Here is an 18,948-nt window from a genome sequence, read left to right on the forward strand (position 1 = left end):
TTGTGAATAGACGGTGAAGACACCGCCCGTGGCCTCTGCCGGTGGAGAGACCAGCAGCAGTGATCATAGCACAATTACTGCTAACGTTTATGACGGAAAAGCTTAATAAGCTCCAGGCCGGTAAAAACGAAGCTTGAAATGATAACGGTTGCGATGAACTCCTTTGCAGAAAGTGCATCGGTATGGAATGTAGCGCTTAAAAAAGGAACGTAAATAATGCTTAACTGTAAACAAACGGTGAGCAGAACGGCTCCAAGTAAATATAAATTGGTCAGTATCCCTTTTTTAATGAGCAGCTCTTTTTCGCTCCGTATGGCTAAAACCTGCCACAACTGGCTGAAACATAATATATTAAAAACCATGGTCTGCCAGTGTTGAATGCCATTGTTTAGCAGCATATACTGGCTGCCGGAAGTAAGCAGGCCAATAAAAAGGCCTGTTAATACTATTTTTAAGCCCAGGTTATGGCTAAAAAAGCCGCTGCCATATTGATGTGGCGGCTGTTTCATGATATTGTTTTCTTCCGGTTCGGTGGCCAGGGCTAAAGCCGGCAGTCCGTCTGTAACAAGATTTATCCATAAAATGTGAACAGGCAGTAATACCATAGGCATGCCGGTAACAGGCGCTAAAAAGATAGTGAACAGCTCCGCTATGCTTCCCGTTATAATGTACTGAACAAATTTCCGGATGTTTGTATAAATGCGCCTGCCCTGCCTGATTGCGTTAATAATAGTGGCATAATTATCGTCAAGAAGCACTATATGAGCGGCCTCCCGGGTTACATCGGTGCCGGTTATACCCATAGCAACGCCGATATTTGCCATTTTAACCGAGGGGGCATCATTAACACCATCGCCTGTCATGGCTACAAAATGCTCTTTCTTTTGCAGGTAATGGCCTTGCCAACCTTGCCGGTTTCGTATCGGACAACCTAAGCTCATTGCCGGAGGTTGGCGAAGATGTGCGCTTCGGCCCGCCTGTGTACAGGCCCGGTAAAATAATCTGCATTGGCCTGAATTTCCGGGATCATGCCATAGAAACCGGAGCCCCGATCCCACAGGAGCCTATCATATTTTTTAAAGCAACGTCAGCGATCTGCGGCCCTAACGACGATGTTATTATTCCCAAAAACAGCGTAAAAACAGACTGGGAAGTAGAACTTGCCGTGGTGATCGGCAAAAAGGCATCGTACATAGAAGAAAGCCAGGCCAGCGAATATATTGCAGGGTATATGCTGCATAATGATTACAGTGAACGCGAATTCCAGATAGAACGGGGCGGGCAATGGGTAAAAGGCAAAAGCTGCGATACCTTTGCGCCCCTGGGCCCATACCTGGTAACTCCGGATGAAGCCGGAGACGTTAACAATCTGAATATGTGGCTTAAAGTAAACGGACAAATGATGCAGGATAGTTCAACCGGCCAGATGATCTTCAAAGTGCCTTTTCTTGTTCATTACCTGAGCCAGTTTATGACACTTCATCCCGGCGATATCATTTCAACAGGTACACCGCACGGTGTTGGATTAGGCTTTAAGCCACCCGTTTATCTTAAGGCCGGCGATGTTGTTGAACTGGGTATCGAGGGTTTAGGCTCGTCGACGCAAAAGGCGGTTGCGTACCAGTAGGAGACAGGCAGGAAACTGTTGAAAAATCGTCGTTGGTGCGGGTGTGTCAAAAATATAGGCACAAGCGACACGCTTGAGTCAGCATAGGAAAAGAATGATATAGGGACACAAGGATTTTCAGTCCTTTGCTCTGACGAAATAAAGTGATATGGAATGGTATCAGTTCAATAATACCGGGCAAATAGATACGCCCGCGTTAGTGATCTATCCCGACAGGGTAATTGAAAATATTGAACGCCTAAAGCGGATGGTTTCGTCGCCTCAGTTGCTGAGGCCGCATGTAAAAACCAACAAATGTACGCAGGTAACCAGGCTGATGATTCAGCAGGGTATACACAAGTTTAAATGCGCAACCATTGCCGAGGCAGAAATGCTGGGAATGTGTGAAGCAAAGGATGCTTTGCTGGCCTATCAGCCAACATTGCAAAAATTTGAGCGGTTGCTGCATGTTGTAAAGGCTTATCCCGCAACAAGTTACTCGTGCCTGGTAGATAACGTGGAAACCGCCGGTATGATCTCGGAGGTTTCCCTGAAAAATAGTATCCGGATGCCGGTTTTTATCGATTTAAATGCAGGTATGGGACGTACCGGTATTCATCCCGGTAAGGCATTCGAGTTGTTTGAACAGTTAATGCAGTTGCGGGGAATTGAAGTGAAGGGTTTTCATGCGTACGACGGCCATATCAGGGATAAAGGCCTGGCAGAACGTACGGCTCATTGTAACCGTGATTTTGAGCCGGTTGAAACGTTACGCAGACAGATCAGGGATAAAGGCTATGCGTTTCCTTTGCTGATTGCCGGGGGATCGCCAACGTTTGCTATTCATGCCGAACGGGAAAATGTGGAATGCAGTCCGGGTACATTTATTTTCTGGGATAAAGGCTATCACGATACCATTCCGGAGCAGGAATTTTTATTTGCCGCTGTAGTGCTTACACGGGTAATCTCGCTGCCTGATGAAACAAAGATCTGCATTGACCTGGGGTATAAAGCCCTTGCATCCGAAAACGATCTGCAAAACCGGGTATATTTTCTCAACGCCCCATACCTGAAACCGTATAGTCATAGCGAAGAGCACATGGTAATTGATATAGGTAAAAAGCATACATTTTCTATTGGCGACGAGCTTTTTGCATTACCCGTACACATTTGTCCAACCGTAGCCATGTATGATGATGGCAATATCGTTACAAACAGGCAGTGTAAAACACAATGGAAAATTGAAGCACGGGGAAGAAAGATCACTATTTAAGACATTGCACAATCCATTATAACTGCAATGTATAAGCTATGCCGGTCATGGTCATATTGTTCGACTCATGAAGCCGCTTGCTTGAGGGTATAATGAGCATTTCTGCAGGCGGTGATTTATCCTGCAAATTTATCCAACATATCAAAAGTTGGCACAAAAAATAAAGTCCCTGTTTTAGGAGTGCTAAAATCCAGTATCCTGTCATAATTACCTTCAGGAGAACCTATAAACATACTGGTCAGCATTTTTTTCACGGTGTTGAATGAGCTTGCATTCGCGATAAAATAAGTTCCCATCTCGTTATTGGATATATTTCCAAAAGGCATATTGTCACGTACAATCTTGAAATCGTCTCCTACATTGGCAAGTGCCGAATGGGCATTGGAAGGTTTCACATCATCGGGCATCTCAATATCATCAGCTTTTGAGCGGCCCATTACTTTTTCCTGTTCGCTTACCGGTAAAGATCTCCATGCCTTTAAATCGTGAATATATTTTTGTACAAAAAGATAGCTGCCGCCTTTATAATAAAGGTCTTCATTGCCAATAATTCCAAAATACTGCCTGTCGGGGCCGTGAGGATTCTCTGTGCCGTCCACGAAACCCAGGATGCTTCGGCTGTCCCAGTATCTGAATCCGTGAACTTCTTCAGCACTTTCGGCAACATCGGATATGATCTCTGAAATTGCTGATGCCGCATCAATACAGAAACTGTTTTCATCGGCTCGGATATGAAAATGTAAATCCCCTTTGGTAGCCACAGCGGTGTGTTTGGCCCCCGCAATAGGGGTAAATTCTTCAAATTCTTTTGGAAGCGGTTCGGGTAACTCCAATACATGCCAGGCGTTGTAACCAATTCCCATTACTACACTGGCTTTTGAACCGGGGAAGCGTACGTTGGCGGAATTGTTAAGATTGCTCATCAGCGCACAAAGACGTTTGAAAGTATCTTTAACATTCACATCTTTTTTAAAATTCCATACCATAAAAATGGTATGATTATTTGGATAGTCTAATACATTTTGTGAATTGATACTCATAGCTAAAGACGCTTATAATTTGAATTATAAAATTACGTGGAAAGCTATACAATTTTAACAATATTTAAAAAATGTGGTGTAATGCTTTGGCAACCCCAATGCCTGAGCGTATCTGTATATAGCTGTTTTTTTAATAATTCCACTGTTACTCTCTGGTTGCCTACAAATCTACCAAACTATATCTCTTCTTTTCGCCATTTTGATAGCTTACGTAGCGATAGACTCTGGATTTCTTTTATCCGGTTGGTCAGCGTAGTAAATACAGCGTATAATCTCTTATCTATGGTTTCCATAATCTAACTCAGGGTATTTAAGGATGGTATAACGCCTTATAACTGCAACTTGTAGGCTATACCGGCCAGGGCCAGGTGCGCAAAGTTCTCGTATTTATAATCGGCTTTTAGCAGAAGATGTTTCAGAACATCTACCTCGATACCGGCTCCTAACAGGAAGCCTACACCATAGTTTCGTTGAAGACCGTGCTGGGTAAACGATATATTATTGTTATCATTTTCTGTGATATGACTAAGATTAAGACCAGCCTGAATATTAGGTCTAACTGACCTGTTCAGCAAATTTTGCTGAACAAAGATCGGTACAGTAAGCAGGTTCCGGGTTAAAATAACATCATTTGCATAGCCATCGATATCGGTTTTACGAACATCCCTGTAATAGGATAAACCAATATTGAGCGAGGTGCTTTTGCTGTTCCCGGGAAAATAGCTGCGATACACAGCCTGCAGGTAAAATTCGTTGCGGGTATCACGCAGGTACATACCGCCAAGTCCTGCAATAATATAGTTTATTGATCTATGGTCAGCCTGTATAAGTTTACCCGGTGAATGATACGCTTCGTTATACCGGGTTACCAGCCTGAGCAGATCCTTATCGTTAAAAGAAGTACGCTCTGCATCGTTTTCGGTAATACTTTCATGGCGTAAAACCGAAAACAGGATATTCTGATAATGGTATCGCACAAGCTGTCCGTCTATGATCTCATCATCCTGTAACCAGTGCGACTGCCCGTTAGTAACCAAAATATAAGCATCTTTACCTTTATAAGAAGTTTCGTACAAAGAAGCTTTACCTTTTAACAGTAATGAAGCCAGTATAGAAACCGTATCGTTCGTAAGCGAGTCGGTGCGTACAGGAATAATGCAGTGTACTGTTTCATAAATTCGTCCGTTCTCCAGAGAGACCTGTTGCAGATCGGTGCAATGGTAAAATGTGCGCTGGTTATCAGTGGGTAACATTTTATAGTATATCCCCAACCTGATCTTTTCTAATTCGTCCTGCCGGATGTAACCGGAAATAACCCGGTTATCTTTTAGAAGAATAGAGCTTTTAATATAGTTGTCTTTTAGCTGGCCGGCTACCTGGTGAATTGAAAGAACAGTAAAGAAAAGAGAAAACAGTATGCGTATATTGGACATGAATAAAGATTTAGGTAGCCAAATATAAACTAAAAAATAACGTGAGTTCGAAATACTCACGGTAATCATTTTCCCTGCCTGGCAATAAGCATTTCAGCCAGCCGGTCATCCCGGTCGTAAACATCGTTCCTGAAATTCATGAGGCCGGCCCGGTCTATGAAGGCGGTGAAATACGCTATAAAAACCGGGACTTTATTTTTTAAGGTAACATATTGCTCACGCCCCGAATTCATCGCTTTACTGATTTTCTGTGCATCCCAATTGGGATCGTTTTTTAATAAGAATGCTGCCAGCCGGGCTGGCTCGCTTACGCGTATACACCCGTGGCTGAATGCCCGTGAAGATTCGTTAAATAACGATTTGGCCGGGGTATCGTGCAAGTAAATGTTGTAGCTGTTGGGAAACAGGAACTTTACCAGTCCCAGTGAATTTGCCGGGCCGGGTTTTTGCCTTACTTCCGGCAGGCCGTTAGTGTAACCGGTTATTTCCATACGATGCCGGGCGATGTAGTTTGGATTGCGCCGCATTTCAGGCAAGATCTCATTACGAACAATGCTTGCCGGCACATTCCAGTACGGACTAAATACAATATATTGAAGCTCGCCATAAAAAACTACCGTTTTATGCACCGATTGTCCTACCACCACATTACAGCTCCATAACAAGCTGTCGGCATGGTAAACATGCAGCTTAAATTCAGGAATATTAATAGCAATATAATTTGTATTTAAGCTTACGGGTAACCAGCGGCTGCGTTCCATATTGACTATGATCTGCCGGATCCTGGTTGATAAAGGGACATTTAACTGTGCTAATGTGGCGCTGCCAATGGCGCCGTCGGCCGGGAGACCATGGCGATACTGAAACTGTGCTACTGCTTTTTCTGTCAGGGTATCATATTTCCCGTCAAAGCTGTTGCCGCTATAGTCGCCAAGAAGATGCAAACGATGCTTAATAGCGCTGATCACAGCCGAAGAATCGCCGGGTTTGTACGATCTTTTATCGGCGACGATCTTATCCCAGGACTCTTTTTCTGCTAATGCACGATATTTGGATAGGAAACCCCTGAGCAGTTCATATTGCCTGTAAACGGGTTCCTGGCTGGCGCCATCTTTATTAAATGGTTTCTTTAGCAGGCTGTCAAGATACAGGTCGTATGAGATCTTTTTCCGGGGCAGGTACCAGTTTGCAGATTTGCTTACCGAGGTATCCATGCCTTGCCACGCAATTTGAGCGAAGGTGAAATACTGTGCAGTAAGCATCAGCTCCAGCTGAATGTTATGTTTTGACGGTTGATGATTGGCTTCGTTAAGCAGCGAATCGAAACGGCTTTTATAGGGGATATCTTTGTTTACACCCTCGTTTTTCAGGTTCAGCACACGGTCGGCCAGGTTGCCTGCCTGTTCAAGCAGGCCCTTGCTGTCAAACCATGCGTACGCAAACTTTCGTGTGTTGTAAAATTTGTGTATCTCGCCGGCGCAGGCATTAAATTCAGGATATTGTTTTAAAAATGAATCGATGGCCGTGCTGTCAAATATGGTCTGGGTCTGGGTGCTGAAATTTCCGGGAATGGTTTTATTCCATTCTTTGATAGACTGTGTTTTAATGGAATCCTTTAAAGCGCTTTTAGCATTTTTTACAGTTTGACCGCATCCAACAGCCAGCAGACCAATAATAGAAAGAAAGAATGTATGCCGCAATCTTGTTATGTGCATAGTAATAGATATTTAACCCAAGATAGCGAAGTTTTGGAAATAAACGTGCCGGGATAAACTCAGACCTTCAACAAGCCACGGAATCCCCTGGCGGCATAATAAGAGTCTGCACCATTATGATACAGGAAGACCGTGTCGTAGCGGCGATCGCAGAAGAGAGCGCCACCAAGTTTCCGGATGGGATCGGGTGTTTTTACCCAGCTCGATGTTTTGGTATCAAAGCTTCCGAGATCCTGCAATTCCCGGTATTGTTCTTCTGTTAAAAGCTCAATTCCCATGGCTGCTGCCAGATCCATAACGCTATTTTCGGGCTTGTGCTCTTTTCTCGACTCCAGCGCTTTGCGGTCATAGCAAAGGCTCCGGCGACCTTTGGGACTTTCCGCCGAACAATCGTAAAAAATGTATTCGCCGGTCTTTTTATCATGAGCAACCACGTCCGGTTCTCCGCCCGTCCGTTCCATTTCATGGAGCGACCACAGCTTGTTCTTATTAGCCTCCAGCTTTGCCTGTAGGTTAGCCCATGCCATACCTTTATGGCGGTTTATGTTTTTCTCAAAACGGTTTTTTAATGTCCTGAGTAGCTCTTCACGTTGTTCCGGTGATAATTCTTTCTTGTGGTTGTTCATGGCGATGGTATTAATCGTTTAAGCCTTTTCCATTAAGGATTTGTGGTATATGTTTTTCAATTCTCGATTCCCTGGTTTTGGATTGCTTCGGTTGCGCAAAATGAAAGAGATAGCCCCTTTGCCGTCCCGGTGTTAATGCGTTAAAAGCGGTTTTCAGGACAGGATTTGCATCCAGCTTCCTTTGAAATTCTTCAGGAACCTGGAAATCCGAGGTCTTTTTCAATGCTATCTTCAGGCCTGCTTTTTCTACCTCAATGGCTTCGTAGATATAGGTTTTCAGGATGGGTTTCAGCTCAACTATTTCCTGAACGCCGGTAAACCGGATCTGGCGTCCCGCCTGTACATTCATTGTTTGCTGGATCAGAATACCCTTGGCATCACGCAACAAAGCTCCCTTGAAAAACAGAAGTGCACAATATTCCTTGAATACGTGGATCAGGACAATATTCTTTTTCTGAAACGTGTAGCAGGGACAACCCCACTTCAATTCTTCGGTGAGCCCGCAATCAAGAACGATCATTCTCAGTTGCGCTATCTCTTTCTGCCACTTTTGGGCCTCATTGAAGTAGAAATCAACTTTAGGGTTCATATAACAGCTTATGGATATGAAGTAAGTTATGAATGCTTATTGATTCTCTGAACTGATTTTTCTGTCCGAAGGCCTGGAATACCAGGATACTGTGGTCAGGATTAACAATAATGTGGGCCCAAAAAAGTCCTTGGCGCTATCGCCGCTGGCTAAATGAGAAAAAACAGCTCCCGACATAGTAAAGAAGAAACCTGCGTAAGCCCATTCCTTTAGTAAAGGGAATTTAGGAATGAGCACTGCTGTAACCCCTAAAACTTTCCAAACGCCTATAATGGTAAGAAAATAGGCCGGATAACCTAAGTGGGTCATCATCTGAACTTCCTCTTTCATTTTGAATAGCTGTACTATTCCGGTAGATAGCATGCCTAATGCAAGCCAAAGGGTAGAAACCCAATAAATAATTTTAGTTTTCTTTGTCATAATTTAAATTTTTTAAGCCACGAAGGCACAATGCCTCGAAGATTTCTTAGTGTGGTCTCGCCACAAGGTCACTAAGTCTCGAAGGGTTTTCTTTTAAAGATTTCTTAGTGTCTTTGCGCCTTTGTGATGAATATATTTATGCGCTCTTCTTGTTGTGAAAGTTCGTTATACTGCATTTTATTTAGGTTATACCACTAAGATACGCAGTCATAATTAATTATTACTTAGCGTCCTGGTATCTTTGTGGCAAATCTATCCATAACAATATTCTGCAAACGGTTATGCGCCATGTTGATGCCCTGGGCAAAGGGCAAAGCCAGCATTTGGTCTCTGAGTGCAACTGATTCGAAAATAGTATGAATGGTTAATTTGCTGGTTTCGTTGGTCAGCTTCTCAAACTTCAAAACCTCAAGCTGTACACCAAAAGACGCATTCTCCATCTCAAATGTCCGGGTGATTTTCTGGTTCGGGCTAAATCCATGAATTGCCCCGTTGGCCCGGAATACTACATTTCCCCGGGCATCGGATGTTTCAAATTGATAGCTGCCATGCGCTTTGTTTTCCAGTTTCAGCACCTTGGTTCCCATCCATTGCTCAACAATTTCAGCTTCTGTATATGCTTTAAAAAGTAATTCTAACGGCAGGTCAAATTCCCTGATGATCATTAATTCCTGTTTACCGTCCTCGGCATGGATCTTTGTTTTCTGTTCCATATTATTCTGCGTTTTTTGATCTGTAATTTTTCATAACGGCTTCCAGTTTATTAAACCGGTCGTCCCATATACTACGGAAGGGTTCAATAAAGTCGGCTACTTCTTTCATTTTTTTAGCATTGATATGATAGTAAATTTCCCTGCCGTTCTGCTCCTGATCCAGCAATTCGCATTCGGTAAGTATCTGCAGGTGTTTTGAAACGGTTGGTCTGGCGGTATTAAAGTTTGCCGCTATTGTACCGGCTGTCATAGATTGCGAAGCAAGCAGCAGCAGTATAGCCCTTCTTGTCGGGTCGGCAATGGCCTGAAAAACATCTCGTCTTAGATTCATCTGTATAATTTGATAGTTTTAAATCTATATGTAGCTATTTGACTACAAATTTATATGAAGTTATTTAACTACGCAAATATTTCTGAAATTTTTTGAAAGACCTGTATGCCACAAAGATGCTAAGGTGCAAGGTGCGGATCTAATTCTGGACGTATAGGAAAAATTATTGTAGCAAAATTTTAACTAATTTGGCCCGATAAATTTTGTACAAGATGATAAAACAGGGTCTCCTCGGCGAATTTCTTCACGAAGCCGAAAATACAAGAAAATTACTGAATATGGTTCCCGATTCTGCACTGGATTACCGTCCTCAGCCGCATCTTTGGTCAGTTGCGGAGCTGGCTTCGCACATTGCCGCAATCTACGGTTGGTATAGCGGAACGTTCAATGTGGATGAATTTGATTTTGCAACTTATCATTACGAAAGGGAAGATTTTTCCAAAGCGGCAAACATCGTCAGGAAATTTGAAGAGAATGTGGCAAAAGCTCAAAAAGCCATTGAAGATTCCGACGAATCTACCTATTTCAACGATTGGATATTGAAAGCGGGAGGTCAGATTTTCATCGGCCCGATGCCGAAAATGTCTGCAATCCGCGGATTTCTTTACAATCACCTGTATCACCATCGTGGTGAACTGGTCGCCCATCTCCGTGCTACGGGGAATAAAGTGCCGGGTCTTTATGGGCCGGCTTATGAAGCATCTCAGGGGAAATAACAAAGCCACTCTCTGCAAGTTGTTTTTTATGGATTACCGGAAATAAATGGAACTGTCCAAATATGCACAGCAATTTATAAATATTCGTAACGTGCCAAGTATTATCCGTTTTTATATGGAAAATAACCCTTTTAATAGCAGCACTGCCCCGCGTAAGCTAAACCGGGGCGGCAGCGATAGCTCCCGCATGAGCGGGACTAAAGCAGAGCACCGGGCTACCGGAACCTATGCAACAGGGCTTTTGCTTTTCTAATGAAAATAATGTTATATCAATGCGCTCAAAGGCATAAGCCTGCAACTGTCGGGCCTTTTACGTTGAATTCCGAATAACCGGAGGTTTGCTCAATTTCAGCCTTAATCTCAACCTCAATCTCGGCCTTAACCTTGCTTGAGGCTCAGTTCCCGGGTTTCCATCATTTTACGCAGATTGTTTAAGGCATAACGCATGCGACCGAGCGCCGTATTGATGCTCACATTGGTAATATCGGCAATTTCTTTGAACGACAGGTCGCCGTAGTGGCGCATGATCAGCACTTCCTTTTGTTCCGATGGCAGCAGGTGAATCAGGGCTTTCAGTTCCCTGTGGGTTTGCTCACGCACCATGCGGTCTTCAATGCTTTCGTCGTAAAATTTAAGCACATCAAAAATGTCGAAGCCATCGCCGTTGGTAATAACCGGTGTACGCTTATCCTTCCTGAAATGGTCGATAACCAGGTTATGTGCTATGCGCAATACCCAGGGCAGAAATTTGCCTTCTTCGTTGTATTTGCCGGCTTTAAGTGTGTGTATAACTTTGATAAAGGTATCCTGGAAAATATCTTCGGCCAGGTATTCGTCCTTTACCAGTAAATAGATAGATGTAAATATTTTGGATTTGTGCCGGGTAATTAATTCCTCGAGTCCCTTTTCATGCCCCGATACGTACAGATGGATTAATTCCTGGTCGCTTTTATGTTCAAACTTCATAGGATTTCTACAGTTAAATTCCCCTCTAAATTGTTTTTTAAGACTATTTAAGTAGATTTTATCCTATATTGATCCTCCGGTTTTTACTGAGCGTTTTACTTTTTGCTATATCAAAGCAAGTAAAAAAAAAGTAAATATCAAAGAATTGGTTCTAAAAATATCTGTAAAAGAAATACCTTACCGTATTTTTGTAGGATATAATTTGCATACCGCTGAAGATTTGTTACCTGTAACTATGATTAAAGAAGCCGATAAAGACCCCCGGAAAAATATTATTATAAAAGGCGCCCGTGTTCATAATCTCAAAAATATTGATGTGGCCATACCCAAAAACAAGCTGGTTGTGGTTACCGGCATGTCCGGCTCGGGCAAGTCATCGCTGGCGTTTGATACCTTATATGCCGAAGGTCAGCGGCGTTATGTAGAAAGTCTTTCGGCGTATGCCCGGCAGTTTTTAGGCCGTATGAACAAACCGGATGTAGATTACATTAAAGGTATTGCCCCGGCCATTGCCATTGAACAGAAAGTTATTACCAGCAATCCGCGGTCGACGGTAGGCACATCAACCGAGATTTACGATTACCTGAAGCTGCTGTTTTCGCGGATTGGCAAAACCATTTCGCCGGTATCGGGCAGGCAGGTAAAAAAAGATACGGTAACCGATGTGGTGAATTTTATTACCGCTTTGCCCGAAGATACTTCGGTAACCATTCTTTGCCCGTTGTACCCGCATAATAACCGGTCGTTAAACGAGGAAATGGCCGTGTTGCTGCAAAAAGGTTTCCTGCGCATCCAGGTAGACGATACCATTTATAAAATAGAAGATGCGCTGAATGATAAAACCATGGGCAACGCACCGTCAGAACCTGACCGTACCCGCATTGTTATTGACCGTGTAAGCGTGAACCAGGAAGAAGAAACGCTTAGCCGCATCGCCGATTCGGTACAGACTGCTTTTTTTGAAGGTAAAGGCGATTGCCTGGTGCAGGAGAACGGCCTGACACATCATTTCTGCGATCGTTTTGAACTGGATGGCATCCGCTTTGAAGAGCCTACACCCAACTTTTTCAGCTTTAATAACCCGTATGGCGCTTGTAAGCGCTGCGAAGGTTACGGCAAGGTTATCGGCATTGACGAAGACCTGGTGATACCGGATAAAAGCCGCTCGGTTTACGACGGCGCCATTGCGCCCTGGCGTGGCGAAAAAATGAAAGAGTGGGCTGATACGCTGATAAAGAACGCTTCAAAATTTGATTTCCCGGTGCACAGGCCCATCAGCCAGCTTACCGAAGAGCAGCGTGAGCTGTTATGGAAAGGTAACCGTTATTTCGGTGGCCTGGATGATTTTTTCAGGCATCTGGAAGAACAGACCTATAAGATACAATACCGGGTAATGCTATCGCGTTACCGCGGAAAAACCAATTGTCCCGAATGTAAGGGAAGCCGTTTGCGGCAGGATGCTTCGTATGTTAAGATTGGCGGCAAATCTATTACCGACCTGGTGCTTATGCCTTTGGATAAAGCGCTGGAGTTTTTTACCAACCTGCAACTAACTGATAATGAACAAAAAATAGGTAAGCGGCTGTTGCTTGAAATTACCAACCGTATCCGTTTTTTAAATGATGTTGGCCTGGGCTATTTAACGCTGAACCGTTTATCCAATACGCTTTCCGGCGGCGAATCGCAGCGCATTAACCTGGCTACGTCGCTGGGCAGTTCGCTGGTAGGGTCGGTATATGTGCTTGATGAGCCCAGCATCGGCCTGCATCCACGCGATACACAACGGTTAATCGGTGTGCTGAAATCTTTACGGGATGTGGGAAATACCGTGCTGGTAGTAGAGCACGAGGAAGAAATTATGGAAGCGGCAGACCACCTGATTGATATTGGCCCCGAAGCCGGAACACATGGCGGGAACCTGATCTTTACCGGAACCTATCAGCAGATCATCACTGATGAGGATAGTCTCACTGGCCGTTACCTGAGTGGGAAAGATGAGATTGCTGTGCCGGCTTCCCGTCGCAAGTGGAATCATTTTATCGAGATTAAAGGGGCACGCGAAAATAACCTGAAGAATATGGATGTTAAATTCCCGCTCAATGTGCTAACCTGTGTTACCGGTGTTTCCGGGTCCGGGAAAACCAGCCTGGTGAAGCGTATTTTGCAGCCCGCTTTACAGAAGGCGCTGGGCAATTATTCCGGCGAGCAAACAGGCGCCTACGACAGCCTGGAAGGCGATATTCGGTTAGTGGAGCAGGTAGAGCTTGTGGATCAGAATCCTATCGGGCGTTCATCACGCTCTAACCCGGTAACCTATGTAAAGGCCTGGGACGAGATCCGCAACCTGTACGCTTCGCAGCCTGCGGCCAAATCTGCCGGGCTGAAGCCCGCGGCCTTTTCGTTCAACGTAGAAGGCGGCCGGTGCGATGTGTGCCAGGGCGAAGGCGAGGTAAAGATTGAGATGCAGTTTATGGCCGATATTTACCTGCCCTGCGAAGCCTGTGGCGGCAAACGCTTTAAGCAGCATGTACTGGATGTTACCTATAAGGATAAAAATGTTGCCGAGGTGCTTGACCTGACCATCGATGAGGCGCTGGAGTTTTTTAAGGATGAGCATAAGATCATCAATAAATTACAGCCCCTGGTGGATGTTGGCCTGGGATATGTGCATTTGGGGCAATCGTCCAACACGCTTTCGGGTGGCGAGGCGCAGCGTATTAAGCTGGCCTCTTTCCTGATCAAGGGTAATAACAGCAGCAAAACGCTTTTTATTTTCGATGAGCCTACCACCGGTTTGCATTTTCACGATATTAAAAAGCTGCTGAAATCATTTAATGCCTTAATTGAGCAGGGCAATACCATTATTGTGATAGAGCATAATATGGATGTGATTAAATGTGCCGACTGGATTATTGACATTGGCCCCGAAGGCGGCGATCAGGGTGGTAATATTGTGTTTGAAGGTGTTCCTGAAGATATCATCCGGCAGGAAACATCGTACACCGGTAAGTTTTTGAAAGAACGGTTTAGGGGAGGTAGAAGGTAGAAGGTTGAGGGTAGAAGGTTTAAGGCGTAAGGTAGCTAATGGCTTATGGTTCATAGTGCATAGTCCGGAAGTCGGTAAAGTCAGAAAAGACAGGAAGTAAGAAGTTGAAAGCAGAAGGCTCAAAGCAAAAACCATGGATAGAACAAAGTAGCACGGTCCAGCTGCCCTCTCCCTCGGAGATGAGTTGGGTGTGAGGCCAAGCAAGAAACAAGAAGTTGAAAGTTAGTTAAAACACTGATATAACAAAATAGCATTGCCAAACTCCCTCTCCTTTGGAGAGGGCTGGGGTGAGGCTGAAACACAAACAATGAACTGGATATTACTCATTATTGCCGGCTTATTTGAGGTTGGTTTTACTACATGCCTTGGAAAGGCAAAAGAGACTACTGGTACCGTAATGGGACTCTGGATAACCGGCTTTTTTATCTCGCTTACCATAAGCATGCTTCTTCTGTATAAGGCTACGCAAACGTTGCCCATGGGTACCGCTTATGCCGTATGGACCGGTATCGGAGCGGTTGGAACGGTACTGGTGGGTATTATCTTCTTTAAAGAACCGGCTGATTTCTGGCGATTGTTCTTTATCGTTACACTTATCGCTTCTATCGCCGGGCTGAAACTGGTATCACACTAAAATTTTGTGAACTGCAAATAGGTGTCTAAAAAGTCAACAAAACCATCAATTTACAGTCACGCTAACCCCGAATTCTCGGGGGAAGCGTCTGTAGCCATGATGAACCAATCCTTCGACAAGCTCAGAATGACCATAGTTGACTTTTATACACCCTCATTGCTATGTACTTGTTTTTATAAAAACCGATTTGTAATTTTGGTATACCAATTATTGGATAACCAAAATTAAGCGAATCATGAAAAATAATCTCACTCATGTAGTTCTGCCGCTGGTATGCTTTGTTTTTCTGGCAGCAGCATGTTCTAAACCAAAATCAGCAGAAAACCTTATTCCTGTTAATAATACTTCATCTCCGGCAACGGTTAATACCAATCCGTCACCGTATGATGTGTTAAACCTGGGCAGTATATGGAAATTATCTGTTCCGGTTGATGCCAACGGGGGCAATACAGGAGCGGCAACTACTATCTCTAACACTAAATTGAAAAATGGGTACACTTCCGAATATTTTTATACCATTGATTCCCCTTATAATAACGTGGTGCGTTTATGGTGTCCGGTAAACGGAGCGACAACGTCGCCCGGTTCCGGTTCAGATCATCCCCGTACAGAATTAATTGAATATCCGTTGCTGTGGTATACCCAGGATCAGAGTGGCATTAGCGGTGAAACTATTGGCGGCCGGCTGGATGCTCAGGTAGCCGTAAAGCAATTTTCGTCAACCGGCGATATCATTATCGGGCAGATTCATGGAGGCGGGACAATTGCTTCCAGCTATCCGTTTGTCATGCTGCATGCACGGCATGATACCGTTATTGTATACGTAAAAGGCGATACGGTAGGAAATGCCGGAACAGTAAAAAATGTGTTGTTGAAAAATGTGGCATTAGGAGCTAAAATTACCTTTTCTATAACAGACAGCACAAATAACAAACTTTATTTTAAAGCTTCTGCTCCCGGGGCTACAGGAACCGGTCAGTGGAATACCGATGTGCCTGCAAACTGGCGACATGTACAGGTGCGGTTTTCGGCAGGAAACTATTTACAGGATCATGATCCGAATGCTCCGGACTCACAAGGCTCTAAAGTGAACGTTTACAGCCTGAAAATTACACATTAGGGCTATTGGACAGCATATTGTATAAAACACCTTCCTTTAAAGAAAACAGCGAAAGTACAATGTGATTGATATGCCCTGTTTTCAGGATATAGGAAGTTAACACCGTTGCTACAACGATCATATCAACCCTTACGGGGATGATGTCCTGGTCAGCAGCACGTTGCTGATGATTGGAGCGTATGATGTAGTTTGCTATCGCATCAAATTCCTGTATGCTAAAGGAATAAGAAGTCGCTTTAACATCCGGCGTCGGGTGCTGAAACTTGCGAATAACTAATGTCGCATAGGTCTCGAATGTCCCGGCAGAGCCGATAAGGATTTGTGGTTTGTATAAAGTGATTTGCTGTCGCAGATCCTGTAACGTGTTATCCAGAAAATGATGAATGGCGCTGATATCCGGTTCAGAAATAGGGTCTGAATGATGGAATGCCGCCATGAGTCTGGCAGCGCCGATAGGATAGCTTTTCTTCCATAAGATCTTATAGGGATTACAGATAATAAACTCCACACTTCCGCCGCCAATATCCATAATGAGCGATGTTTGAGTAATGTTGACAGCATGTTTCACTCCATGCCAGATGTATTCAGCTTCCTGGTCGCCAGTGATGAGTTCTATGCTGATGCCCGTTTTTTGTTTAACGGCGGCTATAAATTCAGCACCGTTGGTCGCAGTCCGCAAAGCGGCTGTTCCAAAAGCCCGAACCTTGTCTACATTATATTCCGCTATCTTGTCGGCAAAGCCTTCGAGGATACGCAAAGCCCTGTCAAAAGCTGTAGCGTTAATGATTCCTGCATTAATTCCACCTTCACCGAGACGAGAATCCGCGGAAGTTTTTACCAGTTCCCGGATGCGGTTATCGTTGTCAATCTCAACAATCAGCAGATGGAAAGTGTTGGTTCCGAGGTCTAATATGGCGGCTCTCATAAAATTAATAACGGTTCGGTAAAAAATAAGGGCTTAAAATAGGCTTTTTAATGTTTTAATAAAAAAACGGTCTTTGTTTTAATAAAAGTAGTCTATTATACTGAACAACGCCCGTGATTTCTGTGAGTGATAAAGCAAATAAGCAGAAAATAGAGGATTGGAATGTTTTTGAACGTCTGATAAATGGCGATGGGGGCGCTTTTGATTTACTTTTTAAAAAATTTTATCCAGGTTTGTTGCGTTTTGCAAGGACACTACTGCCTCATCCAAGCGATGAAGCTGAAGACATAATATCGGATGTTTTTTGCAATCTGTGGGAAAATAGAGCTAAAATAAATATACACTCATCAGTAGCGGGATATTTGTACACAGCCACGCGTAACCACATTCTTAATAAACATAAAAAGGCCAAGCTTATACTTTTTGAAATGGAAGACTCGGTAAATGAAATAGCCGATGTAAATTATCAACTGCCTGATGATTTAATGACCTATAAAGAAATTGATAAACGCATCCTTGAATTAATAAATTTACTGCCTGAGCGTACGCGGCAGGTATTTATTATGAACCGGGATGAAGATTTAACTTATGAGGAAATAGCCTCTGCATTAAATATCTCGATAAATACGGTAAAAACCCACATGTTTCGGGCGCTTCGATTTTTAAAATCAGCTTTTTATACCATTTTATTGGCTTTACAGGCATTTTGGTAAAATATTCAGAAAAAAAATAAAAAAGTTGTCACGAGGTTCTTCAAAAGAATTGTCATTACAATATACAAGTATTGTATACTGTAAAAATGACAATGGAAGAAAAAGAGATTTTTTTGCTTATTACACGTTACCTGGCTTCACATACCAGCGATGAAGAAAATAAGGTAATAGAACAATGGATTGAACAATCCGAAGATAACAAGCGTACTTTTCAAGCTATAAACCTCATCTGGAATAAGGGCCGTGTACCTGTTTCTGCCGAAGAAACGGAACAGGCACTTAAAAAGGTTAGGGCGAGGTTGCGCATTGGTGAGAATAAAAAATCAGCAGTCAGAAAATTGGTTGTATGGTCGCGGCAAATTGCGGCTGCAATACTTGTTGTAGGTATTGCCTGTTTTATTTATTACCAGCGGCACCGGATTGTATATCTTACCAAGACAACAACCTCAACGATAGATTCAGTGCGTTTGAGCGATGGATCAGTTATTTACCTGTCATTGCATAGTAAATTACGTTATCCGGAACATATTACCGGAAAACAGCGGCAAGTATTTTTAGAGGCAGGTGAAGCTTTTTTTAAGATAGCCAGAGATACTACCCGGCCCTTTTCTGTAGAAATTAATGATTCTAAAGTTACGGTATTAGGTACATCATTCAATATCAGGAATATGCCGCAGGATGTTGAACTCAGCGTAAATACAGGAAAAGTACTTTTTGAGCTCTTGAATGATGATAACAGTAAAACATTGCTTACCCATGGCATGGCAGTAGCTTATAACAGGGTAACTCATGCTGTCAGGCATTTTTCATCCGTCAATATGAACAATACCTTTTGGATGAATAAAGAGCTGAACTTTGAAAATGCCTCGCTTACCGAAGTGTTCAAAAGTCTTGAAAATGCATACAATGTAAAGTTTGTTGTACCAGATTCAATCAGAACATTTAACAAGTTCAATGCCGAATTTAAAAATACAAGCTTAGAGAATGTTTTGAAGGTATTACGGAAAGTTTATCCGGTAGATATCAACAGACAGGGAGATGAAATAATAATAAGGAACAAATAAATACTTACATGATTAAAC

At 43.4% G+C, this 18,948-nt stretch carries 19 protein-coding genes and 1 pseudogene; 9 read left to right on the forward strand and 11 right to left on the reverse strand.

The annotated features are described in order from the left end of the window. Window positions 1-80: 80 nt before the first annotated feature. On the reverse strand, window positions 81-941 hold the full coding sequence (locus tag FW774_RS20790; protein ID WP_149348860.1) for an HAD-IC family P-type ATPase: 861 nt from the start codon (window positions 939-941) through the stop codon (window positions 81-83). Here FW774_RS20790 and FW774_RS14170 point away from each other — a divergent pair. Then, a pseudogene (locus FW774_RS14170) lies at window positions 872-1,627 on the forward strand (fumarylacetoacetate hydrolase family protein); the annotation flags it as partial. The gene FW774_RS20790 and the pseudogene FW774_RS14170 sit on opposite strands and share 70 nt — an antisense overlap. Window positions 1,628-1,775: 148 nt before the next feature. Next, window positions 1,776-2,879, forward strand: coding sequence for a D-TA family PLP-dependent enzyme (locus FW774_RS14175; RefSeq protein WP_149348862.1), 1,104 nt, complete (start codon window positions 1,776-1,778; stop codon window positions 2,877-2,879). Window positions 2,880-2,995: 116 nt separating this feature from the next. On the opposite strand, the gene FW774_RS14180 is transcribed toward FW774_RS14175, so the two are convergent. The 8 genes from FW774_RS14180 to FW774_RS14215 form a co-directional block, all read right to left on the reverse strand. After that, window positions 2,996-3,919 (reverse strand): Dyp-type peroxidase, encoded by a 924-nt coding sequence (locus tag FW774_RS14180; protein WP_149348863.1) that lies wholly within the window; start codon window positions 3,917-3,919, stop codon window positions 2,996-2,998. 329 nt (window positions 3,920-4,248) lie between these two features. Continuing rightward, the gene (locus FW774_RS14185) at window positions 4,249-5,352 is read right to left on the reverse strand and encodes a PorT family protein (RefSeq protein ID WP_149348864.1); all 1,104 of its coding nucleotides are present in this window, start codon (window positions 5,350-5,352) and stop codon (window positions 4,249-4,251) included. A gap of 65 nt (window positions 5,353-5,417) precedes the next feature. Beyond that, a complete protein-coding gene (locus FW774_RS14190) occupies window positions 5,418-7,067 on the reverse strand; it encodes a murein L,D-transpeptidase (RefSeq protein WP_149348865.1) in 1,650 nt (549 codons plus the stop codon). A 59-nt stretch (window positions 7,068-7,126) separates the two neighbouring features. Further along, entirely contained in the window at window positions 7,127-7,693 is a 567-nt protein-coding gene (locus FW774_RS14195) for a DUF4256 domain-containing protein (RefSeq protein WP_149348866.1), read from the reverse strand. 10 nt (window positions 7,694-7,703) lie between these two features. Then, window positions 7,704-8,282, reverse strand: a complete 579-nt coding sequence (locus tag FW774_RS14200) for a YdeI/OmpD-associated family protein (RefSeq protein WP_149348867.1) — start codon at window positions 8,280-8,282, stop codon at window positions 7,704-7,706. A gap of 36 nt (window positions 8,283-8,318) precedes the next feature. Next, window positions 8,319-8,702 (reverse strand): DoxX family protein, encoded by a 384-nt coding sequence (locus tag FW774_RS14205; protein WP_149348868.1) that lies wholly within the window; start codon window positions 8,700-8,702, stop codon window positions 8,319-8,321. A gap of 224 nt (window positions 8,703-8,926) precedes the next feature. Continuing rightward, window positions 8,927-9,415 (reverse strand): SRPBCC domain-containing protein, encoded by a 489-nt coding sequence (locus FW774_RS14210; protein ID WP_149348869.1) that lies wholly within the window; start codon window positions 9,413-9,415, stop codon window positions 8,927-8,929. A 1-nt stretch (window position 9,416) separates the two neighbouring features. Continuing rightward, window positions 9,417-9,746: an ArsR/SmtB family transcription factor gene (locus FW774_RS14215; RefSeq protein ID WP_149348870.1), complete on the reverse strand. Its 330-nt coding sequence runs from the start codon at window positions 9,744-9,746 to the stop codon at window positions 9,417-9,419. Between the two features lie 212 nt (window positions 9,747-9,958). Here FW774_RS14215 and FW774_RS14220 point away from each other — a divergent pair, with 212 nt between their 5' ends. Together FW774_RS14220 and FW774_RS14225 are read left to right on the forward strand one after the other, a co-directional pair. Beyond that, a complete protein-coding gene (locus tag FW774_RS14220) occupies window positions 9,959-10,462 on the forward strand; it encodes a DinB family protein (RefSeq protein WP_149348871.1) in 504 nt (167 codons plus the stop codon). 46 nt (window positions 10,463-10,508) lie between these two features. Next, window positions 10,509-10,715, forward strand: coding sequence for a hypothetical protein (locus FW774_RS14225; protein WP_149348872.1), 207 nt, complete (start codon window positions 10,509-10,511; stop codon window positions 10,713-10,715). 125 nt (window positions 10,716-10,840) lie between these two features. Here FW774_RS14225 and FW774_RS14230 read toward each other — a convergent pair whose 3' ends face one another. Continuing rightward, window positions 10,841-11,428, reverse strand: a complete 588-nt coding sequence (locus tag FW774_RS14230) for an RNA polymerase sigma factor (RefSeq protein WP_149348873.1) — start codon at window positions 11,426-11,428, stop codon at window positions 10,841-10,843. A 235-nt stretch (window positions 11,429-11,663) separates the two neighbouring features. On the opposite strand from FW774_RS14230, the gene uvrA reads away from it, so the two are divergent. From uvrA to FW774_RS14245, 3 genes are all read left to right on the forward strand, one after another. Next, entirely contained in the window at window positions 11,664-14,474 is a 2,811-nt protein-coding gene (uvrA, locus tag FW774_RS14235; RefSeq protein WP_187774915.1) for an excinuclease ABC subunit UvrA, read from the forward strand. 307 nt (window positions 14,475-14,781) lie between these two features. Further along, window positions 14,782-15,108 (forward strand): DMT family transporter, encoded by a 327-nt coding sequence (locus FW774_RS14240; protein WP_149348874.1) that lies wholly within the window; start codon window positions 14,782-14,784, stop codon window positions 15,106-15,108. Between the two features lie 235 nt (window positions 15,109-15,343). Further along, on the forward strand, window positions 15,344-16,228 hold the full coding sequence (locus FW774_RS14245) for a polysaccharide lyase family 7 protein (protein WP_149348875.1): 885 nt from the start codon (window positions 15,344-15,346) through the stop codon (window positions 16,226-16,228). Here FW774_RS14245 and FW774_RS14250 read toward each other — a convergent pair. After that, window positions 16,218-17,153 (reverse strand): exopolyphosphatase, encoded by a 936-nt coding sequence (locus FW774_RS14250; RefSeq protein ID WP_149348876.1) that lies wholly within the window; start codon window positions 17,151-17,153, stop codon window positions 16,218-16,220. The genes FW774_RS14245 and FW774_RS14250 overlap by 11 nt on opposite strands. 122 nt (window positions 17,154-17,275) lie before the next feature. On the opposite strand from FW774_RS14250, the gene FW774_RS14255 reads away from it, so the two are divergent. Then, window positions 17,276-17,866, forward strand: a complete 591-nt coding sequence (locus FW774_RS14255; protein WP_187774906.1) for an RNA polymerase sigma factor — start codon at window positions 17,276-17,278, stop codon at window positions 17,864-17,866. A 92-nt stretch (window positions 17,867-17,958) separates the two neighbouring features. Continuing rightward, a complete protein-coding gene (locus FW774_RS14260) occupies window positions 17,959-18,930 on the forward strand; it encodes a FecR family protein (RefSeq protein ID WP_187774907.1) in 972 nt (323 codons plus the stop codon). The last annotated feature ends 18 nt before the right edge of the window (window positions 18,931-18,948 follow it).

Origin of the sequence: Pedobacter sp. BS3 (genome assembly GCF_008274585.1) — a bacterium.
Classification (GTDB): Bacteria; Bacteroidota; Bacteroidia; order Sphingobacteriales; family Sphingobacteriaceae; genus Hufsiella_A.